This window comes from Lentisalinibacter salinarum, from assembly GCF_040706555.1.
Lineage (GTDB): Bacteria > Pseudomonadota > Gammaproteobacteria > Steroidobacterales > Woeseiaceae > Lentisalinibacter > Lentisalinibacter salinarum.
Genome location: NZ_JAPDRH010000002.1, coordinates 558376 through 582688, shown reverse-complemented (window position 1 = coordinate 582688; position 24313 = coordinate 558376). Strand labels below are relative to the sequence as shown.

Below are 24313 nucleotides of genomic sequence, written 5' to 3'. Positions count from 1 at the left end.
GACCGGAGGTGGCGCCCTTCCGGGTTCCGGCAGCCTCCGGGCTGCCGATTCGCAGGAAACCAGAGAACAGGCACAGTCATGAACAAATCCGCAATTGCCAGGACACCGCTGGCGCTCGCCGTCTCGCTCATCTTGGCCGGCCCCCAGGGGCAGGTGTTTGCGCAGGATGCGGAAGGCCAGGAAGGCGTGCAGCGCCCGCAACTCGACGCTCCCGACAACGAAGTCATCGACGAGATCGTGACCGTCGGCCGCTCGCTCAGCACGGCCGAAGAGCTGATCAACGAACGTATGGACGACTCGGTGGTGGTCGACCTGCTCGGCGCCGAAGCCATGAGCCGTCTCGGCGATTCCACGGTGGCCGCAGCGCTGCGCCGCGTCCCGGGTCTCACGCTGGTGAACGACAAGTTCATCTACGTGCGCGGGCTGGGCGAGCGCTATTCGTCAACGTCGCTGAACGGCAGTCAGATCCCGTCGCCGGACCTGACCCGCAACGTCATCCCGCTGGACATCTTCCCGACGTCCATCGTCGAGTCGATCCGGGTGCAGAAGGCCTGGTCGCCGGATCTGCCGGCGGACTTCGGCGGCGGCGCGGTGGACATCCGCACCAAGACGGTTCCGGACGCCTTCACGGTCGAGTTCGAGGTGGGCACCGGGACCAACAGCGAGGTCAGCGGCGACGTGCTGAGCTATCCGGGTTCCACTGATGACGACTTCGGCACCGACAGCGGCGCCCGCAGCCTGCCTGCGGAGGTGTCGCAGCAAATCGCCCGTTTCGCCGGTAACGTCGACGTCCAGGGTATCGCCAGCACCCTGCGGGCGGAAGACCCGAGCCTGTCAGCGGCCGAAGCGTTCCAGCAGGCGGAGAGCATCAACCGGGAACTCGCTACGCTGCTCAATCGTGAGGTCGGTCTCGAGCGCAAGGATCCGCATCCGGACATCGATGTCCGCGGCAGTATCGGCAGCAACGTAGTCCTTGGCGAACTCTGGGAGTTTGGTTTCCTGGCAGGCGCTGCCTATGAGACCCAGTGGCGCGAGTCCGAGGCCATCTCCCGCAACTTCCAGTTCCCGGAGGAGCGCACCGACATAGAGAACGAGACCACTCGCAACGTCAGCATTACGGGCAACCTCAACCTCGGCCTGCGCTTCACCGGCGATCACGAGCTCTCCGCCACGACCCTGTATCTCAGGAACACGGACGACGAGACCGCCATCCGTAACTTCTTCAACGAGAACCGGGAGAAGTCCGACGGCCTCGGCTTCCAGAACGTCCGCTACCAGTTCGAGGAGCGGAACATGGCGGTGAACCAGCTGCGCGGCACCCACCGCATCGGCGACGAAACTCGTGACATCCTGCCCGAGGGTCTGGTCAGCTTCGTCGGCTGGGTGCCGACCGAGGCGGAGTTTTCCTGGTTCTGGTCGGATTCCCGTGCCCGCACCGACATCCCGAACCAGGTGGACATCGACCTGCAGACGGTCACCGACCCGGACACCGGCGAGGTGCTGTCTTCGGCGGTGGCACTCGATAACCGGGCGGCGGACTATCGCTTTACGGACCTGGACGACCGGGTCGAGAACTACGGCTGGGGCCTCACCTATCCGCTCGCCTTCGGCAATTCCTATGTCGATGTCGGTGTAGGCTACGAGCACGACCAGAAGGCGCGTACCTACGATCAGCGCCAGTTCAGCGTCGGCCCCGGAAGCGGCCTCGGCGACTTCGATGTGCTCCAGGGCGGCCCCGAAGACCTGGGCGGTATCTTCTCGAACGATAATCTGCTCGATCCCGCGAACGACTTCGTCTTCGCCATCCAGGGTACGAACAACCAGAGCTATATCGCCGCGACGATGACCGAGGCGTTCTACGGCAAGCTGGACTGGACCTGGAACGATACCTGGCGCTTCGCCGGCGGTCTGCGCTGGGAGGACTACAAGCAGGTGGCCGTGGACTGGAACCCGCTCAGCTATTCCATCGACAACCCGCAGGTCACGACGGACCCTGACCGGCTGCGCGACGCGGCGTTCCAGAAGGACGAGATATTCCCGTCGGTGGCGGTCACCTACATGGGCTCCTGGTGGGCGGAGACCTTCCAGCTGCGCTTCGGTTTCAGCGAGACTTCGGTGCGGCCGGATCTCCGCGAGATCACCGATGCCAGCTACGTGGATCCGCGTACCGGCGACCTGGTGGACGGCAACCCGGGCGTGACCCCCGCCGACGTCACCAACTACGACGTCCGCGGCGAGTGGTTCTTCGGCGGCGGCGACAACATAACCGTCACGCTGTTCTACAAGGACATCACCAATCCGATCGAGTTCTTCGAGTCGGCGGCCAGTGATACGACGGTCGCCCGCGAGATCGTCAACGCCGAGTCGGCAGAGGTATACGGCGTCGAGTTCGAGGGTCTGAAGGAACTCGGCTTCCTCGGCGACTTCATGTCCTCGTTCTTCGTTCAGGGCAACGTCACGCTGCAGGACTCCGAGCTCGTCGCCGGCCCCGACGCCGATGCGCCCACCAACGATGTGCGGCCTCTGACCGGTGCCTCCGAGTATGTCGCCAATCTGTCCCTGGGCTACGACTCGCCCAACGGCCAGCACACGGCGTCGCTCGGCTACAACGTCTTCGGTGAGCGGCTCTACGTCGCCGGCCGCAACGGCGCGCCGGACGGCTACGAGCAGCCGTTCCACTCGCTGGACTTCGTCTACTCCTGGTATCCCACCGACACCATCACGGTGAAGGCCAAGGTGCAGAACATCCTGCAGGAGAAGATCGAGATCGAGCGCGAGGGCGTGGTGACCTTCGAGGAAGACCCGGGCTCGACCTTTGCGATCAGTTTCCAGTACCGCCTCTGAAGATCTTCGGGCGACGAGTTCCCCGACCGAGAGGCCGCCCCCGGGCGGCCTTTCTACTTTCTGCTGCCGTCTCCGATCTCGTCGCCTTCCACTGCCGCGGGGCCTGGCATGCCCCAGTGCGCGGTCATCGGCTGTGCCGGCCATATCGGACATTCCTCGGCGGCGGCGTTGTCGCAGACCGTGAACACGAAGTCCATCTTTGGTGCATCCGGGTCGGAGAATTCGGACCAGTCCTTGCTCCTGAGCCCATCGGTGACGAAGTTGTTGCGACGCAGAATCTCCAGCGCCGGCGGATGCACCTCCCCCTTCGGCTTCGACCCGGCGCTGAAGCCTCGGAAGGGACCCCGACCGAGGCGTCCGATAAGACACTCGGCGATGATGCTGCGCGCCGAATTGCCGGTGCACAGGAACAGCAGGTTATAGACCTTGTCTGTCATGGAGTGCTCCCTCGGATTCCGGCAGGCAGGCGATGGACGATGGAATGCGCTCAGGCGGCCGTGTCAGCCGTCTCGCCGAACCAGCGCTTCTTCAGCCACAAGGCGACCGTGACCAGCGAGATCAGCACGGGCACCTCGACGAGCGGTCCGATGACCGTAGCGAAGGCCACCGGAGATGCGAGACCGAACGCGGCGATCGCTACCGCGATGGCCAGTTCGAAGTTGTTGCTCGCCGCCGTGAAGGCGATGGCCGTCGTGCGCGGATAATCCGCGTCGATCACTTTCCCCATCCAGAAGCTGACGATGAACATGATCAGGAAATAAAGCGTCAGCGGTACGGCGATGCGCAACACATCCAGCGGCAGCTCCAGCACCTTGTCGCCCTTCAGCGAGAACATGGCAACGATGGTGAACAGCAGGGCGATAAGCGTGACCGGCGAGATCTTCGGCAGGAAGTGCCGCTCGTACCATTCCTCGCCCCGGCGCCGGATCAGCACGAAGCGCGTCAGGAAGCCAGCGGCGAAGGGGATGCCGAGATAGATCAGCACCGCCTCGGCGATGGTGCCGAAGCCCACATCGATCACGCTGCCCGCGAGGCCGAACAGGGGCGGCAGCACGGTCAGGAAGAACCAGGCGTAGACGCTGAAGAACAGGATCTGGAACACCGAGTTGAACGCGACCAGGGCGGCCACGTACTGGTTGCTGCCCCCGGCCAGCTGGTTCCACACGAGCACCATGGCGATGCAGCGGGCGAGCCCGATCAGGATCAGCCCGGTCATGTATTCCGGATAGTCGCGCAGGAAGATCACGGCGAGCGCGAACATGAGCAATGGACCGATCACCCAGTTCTGTATCAGCGACAGGCTGAGCACGCGGGTGTCCCTGAACACCAGCGGCAGCTTCTCGTAGCGCACCCGGGCGAGCGGCGGATACATCATCAGGATGAGGCCGATGGCGATCGGCACGTTGGTGGTGCCCACCGACAGGCCGTCGAGCCAGCCGGGCAGACCCTCGAAGATCGAGCCGAGGATGACGCCCAGCGCCATGGCGGCGAAGATCCAGAGAGTCAGGTAGCGGTCGAGGAAGGACAGACGCTTGCTCAGGACGACTTTGTCGTTCATCAGTCACACCGTTCGGGGCAGGGTTTCGAGCGGATGCTCTCGATTAGCGCGGCGAGGGGCGCGAGCGCCCCGGGATCGAGCGAGTAGCAGATACGCGGGCGCTCGATCTCGCCGATCACGATGCCGGCGGCCTTCAGGATGCGCAGGTGCTCGGAGACCGTGGATTGCGCGAGTCCGATCTCGTTCACGATGTCGCCGCCGATGCAGTCGTCCCGTTCGAGCAGCAACTGCACGATACGCACCCGTGCCGGGTGGGCGAGACCCTTGGCGAGGGCCGCGACGGCCTCCTCGGTCGGTGGAAGATTCGCTGAGGGAGCCGGACGGGGTAGGGCAGACACGATCTTAATCCTTTATCGTCGATCGGCGATATAATGCTCCGGGAAAAGTCCCGGGTCAATGATCCGCAGCTGCCGGAATCTACGGAATCGCCTGCGGAAAGCTCTGATTTCTCATTTCGCGGTAATGCGAAATACCAGCGCCCATGTCCCGGACCGCCGCACCGAAACCCGTACCCATGCCCGCGAGCCCCGCCGAGGTCTTCAAGGCGTTGGGCCACCCCGCCCGGGTCACCGTCGTCCGTGAAGTCGCGGAGGGCGAGAAGTGCGTGTGTGACCTGGTGGAGGCGGCCGGACTCGGCTGGTCCACGGTGTCGCGCCACCTCTCGGTGTTGCGGGAAGCCGGGGTGGTGGCCGCCGAGAAGCGCGGCCTGCAGGTGTTCTACCGCCTGACGCTGCCCTGCGTCGCCCGATTCATCGGCTGCCTGGACAGCCCCGGCGAGTATCCCGAACTGATGCGGGATCCGGGCTGCTGTGGCTGATGTTTTTGCTCGACTATTTCGCGGTTCAACGAAATATGGCCAACGGCATTGCAGTGAACGAGACGCGACGCGAATTCCGTATCGCCGCGCTCCTGCTCCTCGCGTTTGCCGCTTTCTATTTCCTGCCGGTCGGCCGTCCGCGCTTCGATGCGAGCGTCACCGAAGCCCTGGAGCTCACGAAATGGTATGCCCGCGAGCATGTGGTGCTCTGCCTGCTGCCGGCCTTCTGGATCGCCGGCGCCATCGCGGCTTTCGTCTCGCAGGCCTCGGTCATGCGTTATCTGGGGCCGCAGGCACCCAAGCCGCTGGCCTACACGGCGGAGAGTACCTCGCCACAGTCCCCGTCGACTCTCAGCGCAGCCAGCTCATCGGCCCGCGTACGCCCCCGGTTGACGATGGCCACGGCCTTGCCCGCCTCCGCGGCGTAGCGGGCGAAGCGGAAGCCCGAGAAGACCATGAGCGACGAGCCCACGACGAGCAGCGCATCCGCGCGGCCGAGCGCGGCGCGGGCGTCGGCGACCCGGCCGGGCGGCACGGCCTCGCCGAAGAAGACGACATGCGGTTTGACCACGCCGCCACAGCGCGGGCAGGGCGGCACGACGAAGCCGGCATAGTCGGCGTCCGCGATATCCACGTCCCCGTCGGGGCGGTCCGAGGCGACGCCGATGCGCTGCTCCCAGTCCGGATTCAGGGCAGCCACTTCGGCCTGCCAGTCCGTGCGTGACAGTTCGGCCCGGCATGCCATGCAGACCACCGTGTCGATGCGCCCGTGCAGATCGATCACGTCCTGCGTGCCGGCCTTCTGGTGCAGTCCGTCCACGTTCTGCGTGACGAGGCGCTCGATCCGTCCCCGTCCCTGCAGCGCCGTCAGGGCGTGGTGCGCCGCGTTCGGCTGCGCCGCCGCCATGCGCGGCCAGCCCACCATGCTGCGGGCCCAGTAGCGCTGGCGGACCGAATGCCGCGCCATGAAGTCCGCGTACTGCACCGGCCGGGCATGCTTCCATTCGCCGGCCGGGTCGCGATAGTCGGGGATGCCCGAGGCGGTGCTGCAGCCGGCGCCGGTCAGGACGAACAGCCGGGTATGGCGCTCCAGGAACCGGGCCAGCGCCTCGGTGCCGGAGCCCTCCCGCGGCCCCTTCTCCGGGGTTTCTTGCCTGAAACGAGACATTGTCGGTTTTCCGCGTCTCCGTGCGCTACCTACCATGGACCGTTCCCGGCCGGTTGCGCTGCCGGTCCGGGCGGGCCGTCGCGCGGACCGCCGTCGCCGCAATGGCCACGCTGTGATAGGCATCACGGCGTCCGTCCGGCTGCCGGGATAGTCTTGCGCGCATTATGTAAGGGGAGCCCCTGCGATGCTCAGAAACGCTCTTGCCGCCGTCGCCGCGCTCGCTCTGGTGGGGATGCTCGCGATTCTGGTCGTCCAGTCCCGCGCAGTCGACTCCGAATACTATGTGACTTACGGCAACAGCGTAAACCTGCTGCGCCAGAGCCAGAACGAACTCACGGCCCTCGAGGAAGGGCTGCAGGCGGCCTTCCGCGAGGGGCGCCCCGTGCCGGCGGCCACGGCCGGCCTGGTCGAGCGGCTTGCGGCCCGTCGCGACGAGCTGTCGGCCACGGTGCCTGCGGCAGAGGATGCGGCGATCGCGGCGACGTTGTCGGAGTATACGTCGGCACTCGATGAGTCGCTGGCGGCGGCTCGACGTTTCCTCGACAGTCAGACGCGGCTGGCCGAATCGGCCGCGATGATCCGCGGCGAATCCCCGCAGCTGGTGCGCGACCTGCGCAGCTTCGGACTGGAGGAGTTGTCACAGGAGGTCTTCGCCCTGGCGGTCGCCGCGCTGGACTTCGCCGGCGGCGGCAGCGAGACAACGGCGGAGACGATCCGGAGACGTATTGCGGAACTGGAGTCGGACCCGGCCGTCATGGACCGGGTGCCCGGCAAGCTCGACCGCCTCGGTGAGGCGGCGCGCACGCTCACGCAGGTGCGCGACCCGGCCGGTGCCGCGCTCGCTGCGCTCGGCGAGACGGAGGCGGGCGACCGTGCCCAGGCACTCTTCGCCGCGCTGCGCGCCCACAACCGCGCGGTGGTCGGCAGGGCAGACCGCGCCCGGCTGATGCTGGCCGTGCTGAGCCTGCTGCTGCTGGCGAGCATCGCGTTCGTCGGCTGGCGCCTGCACCAGAGCTATCGCGTGCTGAACAGTGCCAACGCGGAGCTGGAGGTGCTGAATGCCTCCCTCGAGGAGCGGGTGGAGGCGCGCACCGAGCAGCTGACGAAGGCTTACGAGGAGCTGAAGGAGTCCCAGGCCCAGCTGGTGCATGCGGAGAAGATGTCCTCGCTGGGCGAGCTGGTGGCGGGCATCAGCCACGAGATCAACACGCCGTTGTGGTACCTGCTCAGCAACGCCACCCTGCTGAAGGAGCGGCTGGAGCACTTCGACCAGTTCGCGGCGGAGGCGGGCAGGCTGCTGGAGCAGCTGCGCAACGGCCGCCAGGACCGCGAGGCCTTCGTCGCCAGCCTGCGCGCCATGGATCGTCAGCTCAACCAGGAGGGCCTCCGCGACGACCTTGAGGAGTCGGTGGATCTCGTCGGCGACAGCATCGAGGGCCTGGAGCAGCTCGCCGAGATGGCGCAGAGCCTCAAGGACTTCAGCCGCCTGGACCGCGCGACGGTCGGCGAGTTCGACGTCAACGAGGGTCTCGACAAGTCACTGTTGATCGCGAAGAACGTGCTCAAGCACAAGGTCACCGTGGAGAAGGACTACGGCGAGGTACCGACGGTGCGATGCGCGCCGTCCCAGATCAACCAGGTGTTTCTGAACCTGATCAAGAACGCAGCCGACGCCATCGAGGGGGAGGGGACGATCACGCTCTCGACCCGCCGGGAGGACGGACACGTCCTGGTCAGCATCGCCGATACGGGCAGCGGCATACCGGAGGACGTCCTGGCGAAGATCCGCGACCCGTTCTTCACCACGAAGGAAGTGGGCCAGGGCACCGGCCTCGGCCTGTCCATCGTGGACAAGATCATCACGGCCCACATGGGAGAGCTGGTGATCGAGTCCGAGCCCGGACGGGGCTCCATATTCACGGTGAAGCTGCCGGTGGCGGCGATGGGCGATGCCGCGGCGAACGAATCGACGGACCAGGCCACGGCGCCGCCACGCGCCGCGGCGATGTAAGGAGGTCGGCAACGGATGGCCCAGACCGCACGCATCAGCGCACCCGACGACGAGCCCGGCAGCAAGCCGAAAATCCTGTTCGTCGACGACGAGAAGCGCGTGCTCAACTCCATGCGGGCGCTTTTCCGCCGGGACTACGAACTGTATCTCACGACCGACGGAGCCGAGGCGATCCGCATCGCCGAACAGGAAAGCGTGGACGTGATCATCGCCGACCAGCGCATGCCCGGTCTCTCCGGTGTGGAGGTGCTGGGAGAGGTGCGTCGCTGCGCGCCCTCCGCCGTGCGCATCCTGCTGACGGGCTACGCGGACCTGGACGCCATCGAGGGCTCCATCAACATCGGCGAGGTGTTCCGTTTCCTGTCGAAGCCTTGCCCGCCGCAGGAGCTGCGCGAAACCCTGGCGGAGGCGGTGCAGGCCGCGCGCCAGTCGGGGGCAGCCGCGCGTGCGGCCACCGTGCTGGAGGCGGCCCCCGCGACGCCGCAGCCCGAACCGGCGTCCGAGCCCGAGCCCGTTCCCGAGCCCGATTCCGGACCGATACGGCGGCCGGAGCCGGTGCCGACGGCAGCCGAAGCGCCGGCGCACGCCACGGCGTCCGCGGAGGATCATGCGGCGACGGTCCCGAACCTGGCCCTGGAGCTCGAGAGAGAAAAACCGCGGCGTCAGGAGACGAGCGGCGGCGTGACGGCGGGCGAGCGGGCGGAGGAAGAGTCGGTCGAGATCGTCCTGTCGGGCGACTCCGGCACGGAGTTCGTCGACACCATCGTGATCGGCGGCGACGAAGCTGAGGGTTCGCGGCGGAGCGGCGCCTGCGAAGACATGGACAACGTGGGCGTGGCGCTGTTCACCAGCGATGCCTCTTTCGCGGGGCACGTCGAGCGCACGCTCGGCGAGCGCTACCGGGTCACCCGCGCATCCACGCTGGTGCAGGTCACGGAATTGCTCGCCGATGCCGGCGCCGGTGTCCTGGTGACCGACTTCTGCACCGACGGGGCGATGCTGCGCAACATGCTGTCGACGCTGAAGCGTTATCTGCCGGAACTCATCACGATCGTCGTCAGCGACGAGCGTGATGCGGCCGAGATGATCTCGCTGATCAACCACGGGCAGGTGTTCCGCTACATGTCGAAGCCGATGGACGAGGCGCGGCTGGTGCAGAACGTGAACGCCGCGGTATTGCGCCACATCCAGCTGCTGGAGAATCCGGAGCTCGTGCAACGCCACTCCGTCGTGCCCGACCGGCCGCCACGCCACGGCGCGGCGGTGCTGGCGCAATTCGTGAGCCGCATCCGTGGGATGCGCAGACTGTGGGTGCGTAGCTGAATGAATGATGCAGTGACACGGCGCGGGGATTCCGGCGCGGGCGGCCAGCGCCGTACCGCGGATATCCTGCTGGTGGTGGCGGGTTTCGTCGTCGCCGGCCTGGCGGCCGCGTGGTTCCTCGCCGATCGGTTCGGGGCTGCCGAGGAGCAGCTGTTCGAGGCGCCGTTACCGGTGGCGTCTTCGTCGACCGAGAGCGCGGCAGCCGGCCTTTCCGTCAGTGCCGCAGCGGGCGAGGCCACCGACGTCAATCTCGGCAAGGCACGGATGGCGGCGAGTGCCGGCATGCTGGTGGAGCCGGCGGGACAGAACGCACTCTATTTCTACTCTCTGGTGCTGGATGCGGAGCCCGAGCATGCCGAGGCCGCCGGCGAACTGACCGAAGTGGCCGACGATGTGGCCGGCCGCGTGCGTGCTCTCATGGAAGCCGGCGAGTTTTCCGAGGCGGCTCGACTGGCCAGTAAACTGGCGAGCGTCACCCCGGGTCATGCCGTCATCGTCGAAGTGCAGGAGACCCTGATCGCACGGCAGCAGCGGCTGGTCATGGACGCTGTGCAGGCGGCCCGTGACGGCGACGACGGTACGGCGGCAAATCGCCTCGCGGCCGCCGAAGCGCTGCCCCAGGTGGACGATGCGCTGGTCGAGACGGCGCGGGAGCAGATCGGCGCCATCCGGGCCGAACGCGCTGCCGCCGCCCGCGAGGCCGAGCGCCGCCGCCAGGCCGCCGAACGGCGCGCGCGGGAGAAAGCCGCCGCGGCGGCTGCCGCAGCGGCGGCCGCGGAGAAGGCCGAGGCGACGGCTGCCGCCAGCTCTGCCGACACGGCCGGAGCGTCTGCGGATACCTCCGCCGGAGAGCCGGATGCGCTGGCGCGGGGCCGTGAAAGCCTCGCGGCCGGCCGCCTGATGGCGCCGCCGGAAGACAACGCCCTCGCATGGCTCGCGGAGGCCGAAGACACGATGGCGGACGATCCCGGCGTCGCCGGCTTCCGTGACCGTCTGGTGAGCGCCGTCTCCGTGGCCATCCGTGATCGTCTCGATGGGGGCGCGCTGAAGGACGCCGAAGCATTGCTGCTGAAACTCGAGACCGTGGCGGAGGCTGCGCCCACGGTCGCCGCGCTCCAGGACGAGGTGGATCGCGCCTTCATCCGGCGCGAGTCCGGCCGGGTGATCCCGGGCAACGAGATGCTGGCCACGGATATCGTCCCGCCGGTCTATCCGCGTGCGGCGATCCGCCGTGAGCAGGAGGGCTGGGTGGACGTGGAGTTCACCGTGCTCGCGGACGGCAGCACGGCCGACCCGGAGGTGATCGAGGCGCAGCCCGAGCGAGTGTTCGAGCGTGCCAGTCTGCGCGCGGTCGAGCAGTGGCGTTTCCGGCCCCGCGTCTATCGCGGCCGGCCCATCGACCAGCGGGTTTCCACCCGCATCAACTTCCAGCTGCAGGACTAGCGCCTGCCCCGACGATCCCCCGGCCGCCGCATCCGGACGGCGGGGCATCCCGAATACGCTGTGTGCGCGCGTCCGGCGATGACGCCTGCGTTATCATTGGCATCCCTCTTGGCCGAAGCTGACCATGCCCCTGCGCCTCCTCGGAATCATGACCGTCATCCTCGGTGTGGCGGCCTGCTCGACTCACCGCTACGCGCCCGAGGGTGCGGAGGACGTGCTGCCCGTGCCGTCCGCCTGGCCGGACTCTCCGGCAGCCGGCGCACCGGCGGAGGCGGTGTGCCGGGACCTCGGCGGCGAATCCCTGGCCGCCCTGGAATCGCGCCTGGCGGCGGACAGCCTCGAGCTGCGCGGGGCGGTGGCGCGGTTGCGCCAGGCCGAAGCCATGGCCCGGGGTGCCCGCTCGCCGCTGCTGCCGCGTCTGGACCTCGCCATCGAGGGCAGCCGGGGCGACGCGGTGGGTGCGGGTTTCCTCGCCGCGCAGATCCCCGGCGACGCGCTGCCTCCCGGCTTCCCCGCCGGCGGCGTATCGGAGCAGTACCAGGGCTCCCTCGCGGCGAGCTACGAGGTGGACGTGTGGGGCCGGGTGCGCAACGAGTACCGGGCGGCGGCACTGCAGGCCGAGGCGGCCGCGGAGTCGCTGGCGGCGCTCGAGGTGAGCCTCGGCGCCCAGCTGGCGGATACCTGGGCGTCCCTGCTCGCGCAGCGTGAACTGGTGGCCCTGCTGGAGCAGCAGGTGGCCACCTCGCAGAAGTTCCTCGAACTTACCCGGCTGCGGTTCGGCCTGGGCCAGAGCGGCGCGGCCGACCTGGGGCGCCAGCGCCAGCAGCTGCAGCGGCTGGACGGCCAGCTGGGCGTGGCGCGCGGTCAGCGCAGGGTGCTGGAGCATCAGCTCGCCGCCCTGCTCGGCACCCCGCCGGATACCGCCCCGCTGCCGGACGACCAGGGACTGCCGGCCGTGCCGCCGCTGCCGGATCCCGGCGTGCCGGCCACGTTGCCGGAGGCCCGTCCCGACGTCCGCGCCGCCCGTCTGGCGCTCGCCGCCAGCGACCGCCGGCTTGCGGCCAGCATCGCGCAGCGCCTCCCGTCCCTGTCGCTGAGCGGCAGCCTGATTTCCGTGGAGACCATGCTGGAGGATCTTTTCAGCGACACGCTGTGGCAGGCGGGCGCGGAGGTCACCACCAACCTGTTCGACTTCGGCCAGCGCCGCGCCAACATCGACCTGCGCGACGCCGAGGCGGAGGAAGCGCTGACCGGGTACGCCGGCGCGCTGCTCGATGCCTGGACCGAAGTGGCCGTCTCCCTGGCGCAGACCCGTGCCCGGGACGACCTGGTGACGAGCCTGCGCCGCCAGCTGGCGGAGGCGGAGCGGGTGCTGACGCTGACGCGCGCCGCTTATCAGGAAGGGCAGGTGGATTTCCTCGACGTGCTGCTCGCGCTGCAATCGAAGCAGAGCCTGGAGCAGTCGCTGATCGGCGCCCGGCGCGACCAGTACAGCGGCCGCATCCAGCTGTGCCGCGCCCTCGGTGTCTCGCTGCTGCGCAAGGGGGCCGCTTGAGCCCCGGCCGTCGGCAGGCCCTCGCGGCGGCCCTCGTGCTGGTCGGCGGCATCGCGCTGTCGGCCGTGTTGCTGGCCACCCGCACGGAGCCCCAGAAGGCGCCCCGGGTGGATCGGGGCACGCTGGTGGAGACCTGGCCCGCCGAGAGCCGGACCGAACGCTTTACCGTGCCGGCGCAGGGCGTGGTGACGCCGTCGCTCCGCGTGGTGCTGCAGCCCCAGGTGGGCGGACGTGTGGTGGAACTCAACGATGCGCTGGTGCCCGGCGGGCTCGTGGAGGCCGGCGAGCTGCTGTTCCGCATCGAGCCGGAGGACTACGAGCTGGCGGTGGAGACGGCCCGCACCCGGCTGGCGGATGCCGAGGCAAGACTCGCCCTCGAGCAGGGCCGCCGGCGGGTCGCCGAGCGCGAGTGGCGGCTGTTCGCCGACGAGCGGGACGAGGCCGCCGACCCCTCGCTGGCGTTGCGCGAGCCCCAGCTGGCCGCCGCCGAGGCTGCGGTGGCGGCGGCCCGGGCGCAGCTGCGCCAGGCCGAGCTGAACCTGCAGCGTACCCGGGTGACCGCACCGTTCAATGCGCTGGTGCTGACAGAGAACGTGGACCCGGGGCAGACCCTGTCGCCGCAGAGCCAGGCGGCCACCCTGGCCGGTACCGACCGGGCGTGGGTGCGCGCCGCCGTACCCGTGGACCGGCTCGGCGCCCTCGAGCTGCCGGACGCGCAGGGCCGGGGCGGCTCGACGGTCGAGATCCGTTACGACAGCGGCGCCGAGACCGTCGTGCGCCGCGGCCGGCTGCTCCGGCTGCTCGGCGACCTGGACCCGGCCGGCCGGCTCGCCCGGGTGCTGGTCGGCATCGACGATCCGCTGGCGCTGGAGACGGGCGGCCTGCCGCTGCTGTTCGACAGTTATGTCGACGTGGAGATCGGGAGCGACCGGGTCACCGAAGTGGTGGCGCTCGAGCGCGCCTGGCTGCACGCCGGCGACCGGGTCTACGTCTACGGCGAGGACGGCCGGCTCGACATCCGTCGGGTGGAAGTGGGCTGGCGCAAGCCGGACCAGGTGATGATCACCGGCGGCCTGGAGGCCGGCGAGCTGGTGGTGACCAGCCCGCTCGCCTCGCCGGTGCCGGGCATGAAGCTCAGGCTGCAGGACGAACTCCCGGTCGGGGCGGAAGAGGCTGCCGGGAACCCGTGACGGGATGAGCGCCGATCCCACAGCCATGCGGGGTCCCATCGCCTGGATGGCGCGCAATGCCGTCGCGGCGAACCTGCTGATGCTGTTGCTGATCGTCGGCGGGCTGCTGTTCGCCCAACAGGTGCGCCAGGAGGTCTTCCCGGAGATCGATCTCGACATCATCACCGTGAGCGTGTCCTACCCGGGCGCGAGCCCCGAGGAGGTGGAGGAGGGCGTGGTGCTCGCGGTCGAGGAGGCCGCGCGCGGTGTCGACGGCATCAAGGAAGTCAGCTCGGTCGTGAACGAGGGGCGCGGCGTCGTGCTGGCCGAGCTGCTGCTCGACACCGATGCCGACCAGGCGCTGAACGACGTCAAGAGCGCCGTGGACCGCATCACCTCCTTCCCCGAGGACGCGGAGCGCCCGGTCATCTCCCTGGCGACCAACCGGGAGCAGGTGCTGAACCTGATCGTCTACGGCGATCTTGAGCTTCGCGAGCTGGACGGGCTGGCGGAGCAGCTGCGCGGCGAGCTGCTGGACGACCCGCGCATCACGCTCATCGAGGTGGACGGCCTGCCGCCGCCCGAGGTCAGCATCGAGGTGCCCCAGGAGCAGCTCCGCCGCTACGGCCTCACGCTGCCGGAGATCGCCCGGCGGGTGCGCGCCGCCTCCATCGACCTGCCGGGCGGCACGGTGAAGACGGCCGGCGGCGACGTGCTGGTGCGCACCACCGAGCGGCGCGAGTTCGGCGACGAGTTCGACGACATCGCCGTCATCAGCAATCCGGACGGCTCCCGCGTGACACTGGGCGAGATGGCGACCATCGTCGACGGCTACCGCGACACCGACACCGAGGCGTTCTACGACGGCCACCCGGCCGTGCGGCTGAAGGTGTTCCGCGTGGGCGACGAGTCGCCGCTGACCGTCGCAGACGCCGTGCACGAGTTTATCGACGCCCGGCAGGGCGACCTGCCCGACACCGTGAACCTGGTGGTCACGGACGACTCCTCGGAGGCCTTCCGCGACCGCATCGGCCTGCTGATCGAGAACGGCCGCCTCGGCGCACTGCTGGTGCTGATCGTGCTGGGCATCTTCCTGCAGCCGCGTCTCGCCTTCTGGGTGACGCTCGGCATGCCCATCTCCTTCCTCGGCGTATTCCTGTTCATGCCGATGGCGGACATCTCCATCAATATCATCTCTCTGTTCGCCTTCATCCTGACGCTGGGCATCGTGGTCGACGACGCGGTGGTGGTGGGCGAGGCCGTATTCGCCAACCGCAGCCGCTACAACGACCCGCTCACCTCCGCGGTGGCCGGCACCCGGGAGGTGCTGACGCCGGTGGTGTTCGCCGTCCTCACCACCGTGCTGGCATTCATGCCGCTGCTGTTCGTGCCCGGCATCATCGGCAAATTCTTCATCAACATCCCGATGATCGTCATCCCGATCCTGCTGCTCTCGCTGGTCGAGTGTCTGCTGATCCTGCCGGCTCACCTCGCCCACGTACGCCGCTCCGGACAGTTCCGGCCGAACCCCGTGATGCGGCCGATCTACCGCTGGCAGAAGCAGTTCTCCAACGGACTGGAGAACTGGATCGAGAATCGCTTCCGGCCGGCGGCCGAGCGGGTGGCCGAGCGCCGCTACCTGGCGCTGTCGGCGGCACTCAGCGTGCTCATCGTCGCCTGGGCGATGCTGGCCAGCGGCCGCGTGCCGCTGACCTTCTTCCCCCGGGTGGAGGCCGACTTCGTCTCGGCGGGCGTCGAGCTGCCCTTCGGCGCGCCGGTGCACGAGACCCGCGGCGTCATGGAGCGTATGATCGCCGCCGCCCGGGAGGTGGAGAAGGAGCTCGGTGGCGAGGACGTGGTCACCGGCGACGAGCCGCTGGTCACCGGCATCTACTCGGAGATCGGCAAGAGCCAGCCCAACACCGGCGGCGGCGACATCAGCATCGGCACCCAGACCGGCGGCCACCGGGCGCTCGTGACCGTGTACCTGGCGCCGGCCGGCGACCGGGAGGTGAGCGCCGAGGAGTTCGCCAACCGCTGGCGCCGCAAGGTGGGCGAGCCGCCGGCGGCCGAGCGCATGACCTACAACTATTCCGTGGGTCCCGCCGCCGGCGCCAAGGTGGCCATCCAGCTCTCGCACCGGGACGTGCTGACCCTGGAGCACGCGGCCGCCCGGCTCGCCGGGGAGCTGGCGGATTACGCGGGCGTGTTCGACGTGGACAGCGGCCTGGAGCAAGGCAAACCCCAGCTCGACCTGGAGCTGAAGCCGGCGGCCCGCAGCCTCGGCATCACCGAGAGCGATCTCGCCAATCAGATCCGCGCCGCCTTCTTCGGCGCCGAGTCCCTGCGCCAGCAGCGCGGGCGCGACGAGTTGCGCGTGTACGTGCGGCTGCCCGAGTCCGAGCGCGAGACGCTTTATTCCGTGGAGACTTTCATCGTGCGCACGCCCGGCGGCGGTGAGATTCCGCTGGGGCAGGCCGCCCGGGTGACGGAGGGGCGCTCGTTCACGGAGATCCGGCGCGAGGACGGCAAGCGGGTCATCGAGGTCAGCTCCGACGTGGACGAGAACGTCGCCAACGCCGGGCAGATCACCGCCGCGCTGACGGGCGAGGTGCTGCCGCGCATGCAGCAGGAGCTGCCGGGGCTCACCTGGAGCCTGTCCGGCGAGCAGGAGGCGCAGGCGGAGTCCATCGGCGGCCTGATGCGGGGCATGGTGCTGGCGCTGCTCGCCATGTACGCGCTGATGGCCGTCGCTTTCCGCAGCTACGTGCAGCCGCTGCTGGTGCTCTTCGCCGTCCCCTTCGGCCTGATCGGCGCCGTGCTCGGCCACGCGATCATGGGCTACACGATGAGTTTCGTAAGCGTGCTCGGCCTGGTTGCGCTCTCCGGCGTGGTCATCAACGGCTCGCTGGTGCTGATCACCGCCATCAACGACTTCCGCAAGGAGGGTGTGGAACTGCAGGACGCGGTGATCTCCGGCACCGTGCGCCGCGTGCGGCCGGTGGTGCTCACGTCGCTGACGACCTTCTTCGGCCTCACGCCGATCATCTTCGAGACGTCGCTGCAGGCCCGCTTCCTGATCCCCATGGCCATCAGCCTGGGCTTCGGCGTGCTGTTCGTCACGGCCATCGCGCTGCTGCTGGTGCCGGCAAGCTATCTGGCGATGACCGACGTCCAGCGCTGGGTCGCCGGCCGGCGCGCGGCACGGCTGCCGCAGCATTCGGGCTGACGCGGGCCCGGGCGCTGCTCCGCGTCCGTCTGACCGGCTGCCGCTGTCTGCTAATATCGGCGCCATGAATGGTGCCGAATCACTATTGCGGACGCTGCTCGCCGCCGGGGTCGAGGTGTGCTTCACCAATCCCGGCACATCGGAGATGCAGTTCGTCGCCGCCCTGGACCGGGTGGACGGCATGCGCAGCGTGCTCGCCCTGTTCGAGGGCGTGGTCTCCGGCGCGGCGGACGGCTACGGGCGCATGCGCGGCGTGCCGGCCGCCACCCTGCTGCATCTCGGTCCCGGCATGGGCAACGCGTTCGCGAATTTCCACAATGCCCGGCGCGCCCATACGCCCATCGTCAACATCATCGGCGAGCATGCCACCTGGCATCGCCAGCTGGACGCGCCGCTCACGTCAGATATCGAAGGGGTCTCCCGGCCGGTGTCGGACTGGGTGCGTACCTGCGAGGACGGCAGTGCGCTGGCCGGCGATGCGGCCGAGGCGGTGGCCGCCGCCACGGCGCCGCCGGGCGGAATCGCCACGCTGATCATGCCGGCGGACCTCGCCTGGCAGGACGGCCCGCCGCCCGGCGATGCCCTGCCGGCGGCCGCACCGGCCCCGCTCGATGGCGAAAACATCCGCGCCGTGGGCCGGGCGCTCGCGAGCGGTGAACCGGCCGCCATCCTCGTGAACGGGCCGGTGCTGCGCAGCCGCGGCCTGGAGCTCGCCAGCCGCGTCGCCAATGCCAGCGGCGCGCGGCTGCTCACGGATACCTTCGTCGGCCGTCAGGAGCGCGGCGCCGGCCGCGCCGTCATCGGTCGCCTGCCCTATTTCGCCGAGGAGGCGCGGGAAGCGCTCGCCGGCATTCGCCACCTGGTGTTGGTGAATACCCGCGAGCCGGTCACGTTCTTCGCCTACCCGGGCGTGCCGAGCCGCATCGCGCCGGACGACTGCGAAATCATGAGCCTGGCCGAACCGGGCGAGGACGGCGTCGGCGCGCTGGAGGCGCTGGCCGACGAACTCGGGGCGGGCCCGGATCGGGCCGAACTGGCACCGGCCCGCCAGTCCGGGCCGCCGACCGGCGACCTCGGCGCCGAGACGCTGGCACTCGCCATCGCCGCGGCGCTGCCCGAGAACGCCATCGTCTCCGACGAATCCGCCACCAGCGGGGGCGCCCTGCTGCCGGCCACGGCCACTGCGCCGCCCCACGACTGGCTGATGCTCACCGGCGGCTCCATCGGCCAGGGCCTGCCGGTGGCCACGGGCGCCGCGATCGCCTGTCCCGACCGCAAGGTGCTGGCGTTGCAGGCCGACGGCGGCGGCATGTACACCCTGCAGTCGCTGTGGACCCAGGCGCGGGAAGGACTGAATGTCACCAACGTCATCTTCGCCAACCGCCAGTACCGCATCCTGAACATCGAGTTCATGCGGGTGGGCGCCGGCGAACCGGGACCCAAGGCCCGGGACATGCTGGACATCGGCCGGCCGGACCTGGAGTGGGTGGCGCTGGCCGAAGGGATGGGCGTCACCGCCCGGCGGGCGACGACGCTCGAGGAGTTCAACCGGGCGCTGGCCGACTTCGTGCCGGAGCCCGGCCCCAACCTCATCGAGCTGGTGCTGTGACGATGCGGGCCGTGCGGATGCCGCTGCCATTAATAGTCCTGGTCCTCTCGATCGGGGCCGCGCCGCCGCCCGCCGGCGCCGAGGTGACCGCAGCGGCGGCGCACGGCTTCACGGTGCACGTCGAGACCGCCGTGGACGCGCCGCCGGAGACGGCGTGGCGCATGCTGACCGCGCACGTGGGTGAATGGTGGGACGGCGCGCACACTTATTCCGGCCGGCCGGACAACCTCTATATCGAGACCCGCCCCAACGGCTGCTTCTGCGAGAAGCTCGGCGAGGACGGCGCGGTCGTGCACATGACCGTCACGTTCGTCGAGCCGGGCCGCATGCTGCGTCTGACCGGCGGCCTCGGGCCACTCGGCCTGATGGGGGTGAACGGCAACATGACCTGGAGTCTCGCCGCGGAGGAAGGCCGCACCCGCATCGCCCTTGACTACGCGGTGGGCGGCTACGACCCCCGCGGGCTGGACCAGATCGCCCCGGCAGTGGATCGGGTGCTGGCCGAGCAGCTGCTGCGGCTGCAGAGGCTGATCGAAACCGGCACGCCGGACGACGGCGAAGCCTGATCCGCCTCAGCCGGTGGCGGCGGCCGGCTCGTTTGCCTGCATGAACTCCACCACCACCCGGGCCAGCTCGGGACCGCGGTCCTCCTGCAGGAAGTGGCCGCCGCCGCAGATGGTCGTGTGCGGCTGTCCCGCCGCGCCGGGGATGCGCGCCCGGGCCACCTTGTCCATGCCGCGGGTGATCGGATCCTTGTCGCTGAAGGCGGTCAGGAACGGTTTCTCCCAGCGGTCGAGTACCTCCCAGGCCTTGCGATTGGCGGGTGCCGCCGGATCATCCGGCCGGGTCGGGACCAGCGGCGGGAAGGCCCGCGCGGCCGCCTTGTAACGCGCCGAAGGGAATGGCGCGTCGTAGGCGGCGATCACCTCCGGCGGGAGCGGCGTGGTCGTGCCCTGGTCGACGATACGGCCGATCGGGAACCAGGGGCTCCAGCGGGCGAACAGCTGCCAGACCTTGAACGCGGCCGGCAGCTGCTGGTCGCCGGTGGGCAGGCCGCCGTTGGCCAGTACGATGCCGCTGAAACGCTCCGGGTTCTCGGCGGCGAGCCGCAGGCCGAGCAGCGACCCCCAGTCCTGACAGACCAGGGTCACGTCCCTGAGGTCCAACTCCAGCAGGAAGGCGGTGAGCCAGTCCATGTGGCGCTGGTAGCTGTAGTCGGCCACCGCCGCCGGCTTGTCCGACTTGCCGAAGCCTATGAGGTCCGGCGCCACGGCGCGGTGGCCGGCATCGACGATGACCGGGATCATGTGGCGGTAGAGATAGGACCAGCTCGGCTCCCCGTGCAGCAGCAGCACCGGCCGGCCTTGCCGCGGTCCCTCGTCCACGTAGTGCAGGGCGAGTCCGTCGACCTCGGTCCAGTGCTCGGCGAACGGGTAGTCGGGCAGATCCCGGAATCGCTCCGGCGGCGTCTTCAGGACTTCCATGGCGGCTCCCCCTGCTGATTGGCCCTCATTCTCGGGTCCCACCGGTCATGGACGCAAGCACCCGGACTTTGGACCGCGCTCTCGGAAGAGGCGCTCAGCCGAGGCTGCGTCCCGCGAACCAGGCGAGCCCCAGGCCGCAGAGGACGGCCGCCAGCAGGGTCTCGGCCGGCTCGGCGCGTGTCACCCGGAACAGCCGGCCCGCGACGGCGGCCGCGACCAGCACGGCGGCCACCAGCATCAGCTGGCCCAGCTCGACGCCGATGTTGAAGGCGACCAGCGGCAGGGCGACTGCGTCTTCGGGCAGGCCGGTCTGCAGCAGGAAGCCGGCGAACCCCAGCCCGTGGATGAGGCCGAAAAGGATGGCGACCGCGCCGAGGAAACCGCTGCGCCGGCGGCGGTCGTCGACCTCGCCGGCCAGGGCCAGGTAGCAGCCGGAGAAGAGCGCGAGGCCGGCATAGGCGGCCAGGCCCCGGAGCGGCAGGTCGGCCAACGCCCAGGCAGCGATGCCGGCGACGCCGGCCACGAGCGCGGCGGCGACGGCGAGCCGGCGCCAGTAGCCGTCCCGGAGCGCCACCGTCTCCGCTGCCACGAGGGCGATGGTATAGCCGATGAAGGCCTCCACCCGGGGCGGTGAAGCCTGCACCAGCCCGGTGACGGCGAGCGACAGCGTCACGCTGTGCCCGATCGTGAAACCGGTGACGGCAATGACCACGTTGCGCCAGCGTGCGGCGGCGAGCAGCAGGGCCAGCAGGAACGCGATGTGATCCGGCCCGCTCAGTATGTGGGTGATGCCAAGCTGCAGATAATTGTCGAAGCTCGCGCGGTCGTCCGATCGCGCGTCGCCGCCACTGTGGAAGCGGAATTCGGGGTCGCCCTCGCGGATGAGCGATTCGGTGAGCGTGCCGGCCTGCCGCGCGAAGTGGGTGTGGCCCTGCACCCGATCGAACAGCACGCCCGCCCGCACGCTCTCGGGCGGCCCGTGGCAATCGTAGCGCAGTTCCACCCTGACGTAGCCGGCCCGGGCCGTCAGCGGCTCGGCGGCGATCAGCGCGCAGGGGCCTTCCGCCGAGCGCACGACGACGCGGCCCGCCAGATAGTCGGCGAAGAGCCGGCCAAGAGACTGGCCAAGGGGCTCGCCGTCCCGGGTCACCTCCGGCAGGCGGGTGACCTCGCGCGCCGGCACGGTCACGATGCCCGTGGCGCTCCGGGCGCCGGTGTGCCATTCCGACCAGGATTCGCTGCGGGTGTGGGCTGCCGCGGCGCCCGCGAGCAGACACAGCAGCGCGAGTGTGCCCGCGCGCCGGCTCACCGCTGCGCGGTCTCCGCCGTCTCGATGTCCGCCCGCGTCCGCAGTTCGTCGAGATAGCGGGCGAGGGCGGTGTCCATCTGCGCGCGCCGCCAGGCGGCCTCCACCCGGTCGCGGATCTCGCCGTAGGGCGGCGCCGCGGCCTCGCCGCGTCCGGCCACGCGGGCGACGATCCAGCGCCCGGCATAGGGCAGCGGCGCCAGCCATTCCCCGGTCGGTGCATTGCTCAGCGCGGCGGTGACGCGGGGGCCGAGGTAGTCGCGCAGTTTCGCCGGCGGCAGCAGGGCATCCGGCAGGCCGGTTACCGGCTCACCTGCCGAGGCACCCGCCGGCTCGCCGCCGCCATGGCTCACGAGCCGTTCCCGCAGGGCGCGGGCCGCCGCCTCGTCGGGCGCCGCGCGGGCCTGCACGCGCAGCCGCGGCGCGCCGGCGAACAGGGCACGGTTGTCCGCGTACCAGGCACGCAGCTCGTCTTCGGAGGGCGGGCGGGCCGCGGCGTCCCGGGTGATTCGCCGGATCATGGCGTCCACCAGCGCGTCCCGCGCCGCGCGGTCGGTGTGTCCCAGGTCGAGTTCCAGCGCACGCTGTACGAGCAGTTCCTCCTCCACCAGGCGGCGCAGTATCCAGTCCCGGTCCGCGGGGTCGAGGGCATCGCGGGAATCGCTGCCGAGGGCGGCGAGGGCGTCCGCGAATTCGGTATTGCCGATGAGGCGATCGTTCACCCGCGCCGCCGCGTCGGCCGGCAGGTCCCGCGGCGCGTCCGTGGCGAGCAGGCCGTAGACCGCGAGCGCGATGCCGGCGCAGGCGCCGGCGGCAAGGATCGTCAGGTTCCGGCGATCGCCACGGGAGTTCGCCCGGGGCCGGCGGTCGGCCGCCGGCTGGTCCTGCGGGTTGTCGCTCGGGTCGCTCACCGTGGGCATTATAGGGCCGGCTCCGGTACATTACGCCGCTGGACGACGGCGGAGTATGCGCAATGACGACTCTCGACGGGGCGACGGTGCTGGTGACCGGCGCATCCGGCGGTTTCGGCCGGCAGATGATGCGCCAGTTCCTCGCGGCGGGCAGCCGGATGATCGTGACGGACCGGGACGCCGCGGCGCTGGCGGAGGCCGCCCGGACCATCCAGGTGGAGGCCGGGGCACGAGGCGAGATTCTTGCGGTGCCCGAGGCGGACCTCTCTTCCCGCGACGGCTGCGAGCGGCTCTACGAAAAGGTCCGGGCAGTTGCGGTGCCCGATATCCTCGTGAACAACGCCGGCATCGGCATGAGCGGGCGCATCGATCGGATCCCCTGGCAGCAATGGGAGACACTCATGCAGGTGAACCTGCTCTCGGTGATGCGCCTCACCGCACTGTTCCTGCCGTCCATGCTCGAGCGCGACTCGGGCCACGTCGTCAACGTCTCCTCCATCGCGGGCTGGGTGGCCGCGGGAGGCATGTCCGTGTACTCCGCCTCCAAGTTCGGCGTACGCGGTTTCGGCGATAGCCTCACCCGGGACCTGGAGGACACCGGCGTCCGCGTGACCACCGTCTTCCCGTTCTTCAGCCGCACGCCCATCCTCGACTCGATACAGTTCGGCGAGGACCCGCCGCGCAAGGTCCCCGACGACATCGTCACCGAGCCGGCGGACGTTGTGCGCGCCATACTGAGGGGTATCCGCGAAGACCGCGAGTACGTGTTCCCGGACCCGATGGCGCGTCGCTTGCACCTGCTGCAGCGTTTCTTGCCGCGGCTCGTACTGTGGTTCGGCCGGCGATTCGAGGAACGCACCCGGCCCGCCGGCGAGTCCGGCTGACCGGGACGGCGACGGGGACGGGATTTCCATGATCAGCCTGAGAGCGAGACTGACGCGGGCACTGCTGCGACTGCGCGTGCGTTTCCGCAAGCCGGACGCGCCGATGTCCGAGCGGCGCGCGCGGCTGGACCGGATGGGCGGTGCCATCCCTGCGGCGGACGGCGTGCGGATCGTCCCGGAGCAGGTGGCCGGCCTGCATGCGGAGTGGCTCATTCCTGAGGCCTCCGCCGAGGACGAGGTGGTGCTCTACCTGCACGGGGGCGCCTACACGGCCGGCTCCTGCGCCAGCCACCGCAACGCGGTCTCCCACATCACCCGTGCCGCCGGCATACGGCTGCTGATGCCCGAATACCGGCTGGCACCGGAGCACCCTTTCCCCGCCGCCCTGGAGGACGGACTCGCCGCCTACCGGTGGCTGCTGGAGCAGGGGGCGGATCCCCGCAAGGTGATCCTCGCCGGCGATTCGGCCGGCGGCGGGCTGGCGCTTGCAGTGATGGTGGCGGCCCGGGACGAGGGAACGCCGCTGCCCGGCGCAGCCTCCCTCATTTCTGCCTGGACCGACCTCGCCGCGACCGGCGGCTCGCTGAAAAGCCGTAACGACAAGGATCCCTGGTTCGATGCCGACGAGATCGCGCCGATGGCGCAGAACTACCACCAGGACACGGACCCCCGCCACCGGCTGGTGTCGCCGCTGTACGCCTCGCTGGAGGGGCTGCCGCCGCTGATGCTGCAGGTGGGTGATCACGAGGTGCTGCTCAGCGATTCGACCCGGGTGGCGGAGAAGGCGCGGGAGGCTGGCGTGGACGTGACGCTGCGGGTCTGGCCCGGCATGTGGCACGTGTGGCACTTCTTCGTGGGGCGCATGCCCGAGGCGAAGCAGGCCATCCTGGAGATGGCCGCCTTCATGGAGGCGCGGATGGCCGCCGGCCGGCGGAGTGCCGGGGACAGTTAACCCGCACGAATCGGGTTAACTGTCCCCGTGGCTTGCCGGCAGGGTCGGGC

Annotated in this window: 19 protein-coding genes and 1 pseudogene; 13 read left to right on the top strand and 7 right to left on the bottom strand. The window is 69.7% G+C overall.

Features of this window, described 5'->3' with window-relative positions:
• Positions 1 to 78: 78 nt before the first annotated feature.
• A complete protein-coding gene (locus ACJMKZ_RS05680) occupies positions 79 to 2844 on the top strand; it encodes a TonB-dependent receptor domain-containing protein (protein ID WP_405232219.1) in 2766 nt (921 codons plus the stop codon).
• 74 nt (positions 2845 to 2918) lie between these two features.
• Here ACJMKZ_RS05680 and ACJMKZ_RS05675 read toward each other — a convergent pair.
• The 3 genes and pseudogenes from ACJMKZ_RS05675 to ACJMKZ_RS05665 form a co-directional block, all read right to left on the bottom strand.
• Positions 2919 to 3281: pseudogene (locus ACJMKZ_RS05675) on the bottom strand (arsenate reductase ArsC); the annotation flags it as partial.
• Positions 3282 to 3331: 50 nt separating this feature from the next.
• Positions 3332 to 4384, bottom strand: a complete 1053-nt coding sequence (arsB, locus tag ACJMKZ_RS05670; RefSeq protein ID WP_405233143.1) for an ACR3 family arsenite efflux transporter — start codon at positions 4382 to 4384, stop codon at positions 3332 to 3334.
• Positions 4385 to 4401: 17 nt separating this feature from the next.
• Positions 4402 to 4740, bottom strand: a complete 339-nt coding sequence (locus tag ACJMKZ_RS05665; protein WP_405232218.1) for an ArsR/SmtB family transcription factor — start codon at positions 4738 to 4740, stop codon at positions 4402 to 4404.
• Positions 4741 to 4916: 176 nt separating this feature from the next.
• On the opposite strand from ACJMKZ_RS05665, the gene ACJMKZ_RS05660 reads away from it, so the two are divergent.
• The gene (locus ACJMKZ_RS05660) at positions 4917 to 5219 is read left to right on the top strand and encodes an ArsR/SmtB family transcription factor (RefSeq protein WP_405232217.1); all 303 of its coding nucleotides are present in this window, start codon (positions 4917 to 4919) and stop codon (positions 5217 to 5219) included.
• Positions 5219 to 5647 carry a hypothetical protein gene (locus ACJMKZ_RS05655; protein WP_405232216.1) on the top strand — a complete coding sequence of 143 codons (429 nt, stop codon included), beginning with the start codon at positions 5219 to 5221 and terminating at the stop codon, positions 5645 to 5647. The genes ACJMKZ_RS05660 and ACJMKZ_RS05655 overlap by 1 nt, the downstream gene beginning before the upstream one ends.
• Here the strand turns inward: ACJMKZ_RS05655 and ACJMKZ_RS05650 are convergent.
• Positions 5530 to 6387, bottom strand: coding sequence for an NAD-dependent protein deacetylase (locus ACJMKZ_RS05650; RefSeq protein WP_405232215.1), 858 nt, complete (start codon positions 6385 to 6387; stop codon positions 5530 to 5532). The two genes, ACJMKZ_RS05655 and ACJMKZ_RS05650, sit on opposite strands and share 118 nt — an antisense overlap.
• A gap of 184 nt (positions 6388 to 6571) precedes the next feature.
• Here ACJMKZ_RS05650 and ACJMKZ_RS05645 point away from each other — a divergent pair, with 184 nt between their 5' ends.
• The 8 genes from ACJMKZ_RS05645 (at position 6572) to ACJMKZ_RS05610 (ending at position 19292) form a co-directional block, all read left to right on the top strand.
• Positions 6572 to 8398 (top strand): sensor histidine kinase, encoded by a 1827-nt coding sequence (locus ACJMKZ_RS05645; protein WP_405232214.1) that lies wholly within the window; start codon positions 6572 to 6574, stop codon positions 8396 to 8398.
• 15 nt (positions 8399 to 8413) lie between these two features.
• Positions 8414 to 9721: a response regulator gene (locus tag ACJMKZ_RS05640; protein WP_405232213.1), complete on the top strand. Its 1308-nt coding sequence runs from the start codon at positions 8414 to 8416 to the stop codon at positions 9719 to 9721.
• Positions 9722 to 11164 carry an energy transducer TonB gene (locus ACJMKZ_RS05635; protein WP_405232212.1) on the top strand — a complete coding sequence of 481 codons (1443 nt, stop codon included), beginning with the start codon at positions 9722 to 9724 and terminating at the stop codon, positions 11162 to 11164.
• A gap of 124 nt (positions 11165 to 11288) precedes the next feature.
• Positions 11289 to 12719 (top strand): efflux transporter outer membrane subunit, encoded by a 1431-nt coding sequence (locus ACJMKZ_RS05630; RefSeq protein ID WP_405232211.1) that lies wholly within the window; start codon positions 11289 to 11291, stop codon positions 12717 to 12719.
• The gene (locus tag ACJMKZ_RS05625; protein WP_405232210.1) at positions 12716 to 13909 is read left to right on the top strand and encodes an efflux RND transporter periplasmic adaptor subunit; all 1194 of its coding nucleotides are present in this window, start codon (positions 12716 to 12718) and stop codon (positions 13907 to 13909) included. Before ACJMKZ_RS05630 ends, ACJMKZ_RS05625 begins: the two co-directional genes overlap by 4 nt.
• A gap of 4 nt (positions 13910 to 13913) precedes the next feature.
• A complete protein-coding gene (locus ACJMKZ_RS05620) occupies positions 13914 to 17117 on the top strand; it encodes an efflux RND transporter permease subunit (RefSeq protein WP_405232209.1) in 3204 nt (1067 codons plus the stop codon).
• A 64-nt stretch (positions 17118 to 17181) separates the two neighbouring features.
• Positions 17182 to 18726 carry an acetolactate synthase large subunit gene (locus tag ACJMKZ_RS05615; RefSeq protein WP_405232208.1) on the top strand — a complete coding sequence of 515 codons (1545 nt, stop codon included), beginning with the start codon at positions 17182 to 17184 and terminating at the stop codon, positions 18724 to 18726.
• A gap of 2 nt (positions 18727 to 18728) precedes the next feature.
• Positions 18729 to 19292, top strand: a complete 564-nt coding sequence (locus tag ACJMKZ_RS05610; protein ID WP_405233142.1) for an SRPBCC family protein — start codon at positions 18729 to 18731, stop codon at positions 19290 to 19292.
• A gap of 6 nt (positions 19293 to 19298) precedes the next feature.
• On the opposite strand, the gene ACJMKZ_RS05605 is transcribed toward ACJMKZ_RS05610, so the two are convergent.
• From ACJMKZ_RS05605 to ACJMKZ_RS05595, 3 genes are all read right to left on the bottom strand, one after another.
• The gene (locus tag ACJMKZ_RS05605) at positions 19299 to 20210 is read right to left on the bottom strand and encodes a haloalkane dehalogenase (protein ID WP_405232207.1); all 912 of its coding nucleotides are present in this window, start codon (positions 20208 to 20210) and stop codon (positions 19299 to 19301) included.
• Between the two features lie 94 nt (positions 20211 to 20304).
• Entirely contained in the window at positions 20305 to 21519 is a 1215-nt protein-coding gene (locus ACJMKZ_RS05600) for a HupE/UreJ family protein (protein ID WP_405232206.1), read from the bottom strand.
• Positions 21516 to 22436, bottom strand: coding sequence for a peptidyl-prolyl cis-trans isomerase (locus tag ACJMKZ_RS05595; protein WP_405232205.1), 921 nt, complete (start codon positions 22434 to 22436; stop codon positions 21516 to 21518). The genes ACJMKZ_RS05600 and ACJMKZ_RS05595 overlap by 4 nt, the downstream gene beginning before the upstream one ends.
• A 53-nt stretch (positions 22437 to 22489) precedes the next feature.
• Between ACJMKZ_RS05595 and ACJMKZ_RS05590 the strand changes: the two genes are divergently transcribed.
• Both ACJMKZ_RS05590 and ACJMKZ_RS05585 read left to right on the top strand, forming a co-directional pair.
• The gene (locus tag ACJMKZ_RS05590; RefSeq protein ID WP_405232204.1) at positions 22490 to 23311 is read left to right on the top strand and encodes an SDR family NAD(P)-dependent oxidoreductase; all 822 of its coding nucleotides are present in this window, start codon (positions 22490 to 22492) and stop codon (positions 23309 to 23311) included.
• A 28-nt stretch (positions 23312 to 23339) separates the two neighbouring features.
• Positions 23340 to 24263 carry an alpha/beta hydrolase gene (locus ACJMKZ_RS05585; protein WP_405232203.1) on the top strand — a complete coding sequence of 308 codons (924 nt, stop codon included), beginning with the start codon at positions 23340 to 23342 and terminating at the stop codon, positions 24261 to 24263.
• Positions 24264 to 24313 lie beyond the last annotated feature (50 nt).

Excerpts from the sequence above, each read along its gene's own strand:
- ACJMKZ_RS05615 (WP_405232208.1), top strand. The coding sequence starts at position 17,182 with ATGAATGGTGCCGAATCACTATTGCGGACGCTGCTCGCCGCCGGGGTC.
- ACJMKZ_RS05645 (WP_405232214.1), top strand. The coding sequence starts at position 6,572 with ATGCTCAGAAACGCTCTTGCCGCCGTCGCCGCGCTCGCTCTGGTGGGG.
- ACJMKZ_RS05630 (WP_405232211.1), top strand. The coding sequence starts at position 11,289 with ATGCCCCTGCGCCTCCTCGGAATCATGACCGTCATCCTCGGTGTGGCG.
- ACJMKZ_RS05610 (WP_405233142.1), top strand. The coding sequence starts at position 18,729 with ATGCGGGCCGTGCGGATGCCGCTGCCATTAATAGTCCTGGTCCTCTCG.
- ACJMKZ_RS05650 (WP_405232215.1), bottom strand. The coding sequence starts at position 6,387 with ATGTCTCGTTTCAGGCAAGAAACCCCGGAGAAGGGGCCGCGGGAGGGC.
- ACJMKZ_RS05660 (WP_405232217.1), top strand. The coding sequence starts at position 4,917 with ATGCCCGCGAGCCCCGCCGAGGTCTTCAAGGCGTTGGGCCACCCCGCC.
- ACJMKZ_RS05605 (WP_405232207.1), bottom strand. The coding sequence starts at position 20,210 with ATGGAAGTCCTGAAGACGCCGCCGGAGCGATTCCGGGATCTGCCCGAC.
- ACJMKZ_RS05585 (WP_405232203.1), top strand. The coding sequence starts at position 23,340 with ATGATCAGCCTGAGAGCGAGACTGACGCGGGCACTGCTGCGACTGCGC.
- ACJMKZ_RS05590 (WP_405232204.1), top strand. The coding sequence starts at position 22,490 with ATGACGACTCTCGACGGGGCGACGGTGCTGGTGACCGGCGCATCCGGC.
- ACJMKZ_RS05635 (WP_405232212.1), top strand. The coding sequence starts at position 9,722 with ATGAATGATGCAGTGACACGGCGCGGGGATTCCGGCGCGGGCGGCCAG.
- ACJMKZ_RS05595 (WP_405232205.1), bottom strand. The coding sequence starts at position 22,436 with ATGCCCACGGTGAGCGACCCGAGCGACAACCCGCAGGACCAGCCGGCG.
- ACJMKZ_RS05680 (WP_405232219.1), top strand. The coding sequence starts at position 79 with ATGAACAAATCCGCAATTGCCAGGACACCGCTGGCGCTCGCCGTCTCG.
- ACJMKZ_RS05620 (WP_405232209.1), top strand. The coding sequence starts at position 13,914 with ATGAGCGCCGATCCCACAGCCATGCGGGGTCCCATCGCCTGGATGGCG.
- ACJMKZ_RS05655 (WP_405232216.1), top strand. The coding sequence starts at position 5,219 with ATGTTTTTGCTCGACTATTTCGCGGTTCAACGAAATATGGCCAACGGC.
- ACJMKZ_RS05640 (WP_405232213.1), top strand. The coding sequence starts at position 8,414 with ATGGCCCAGACCGCACGCATCAGCGCACCCGACGACGAGCCCGGCAGC.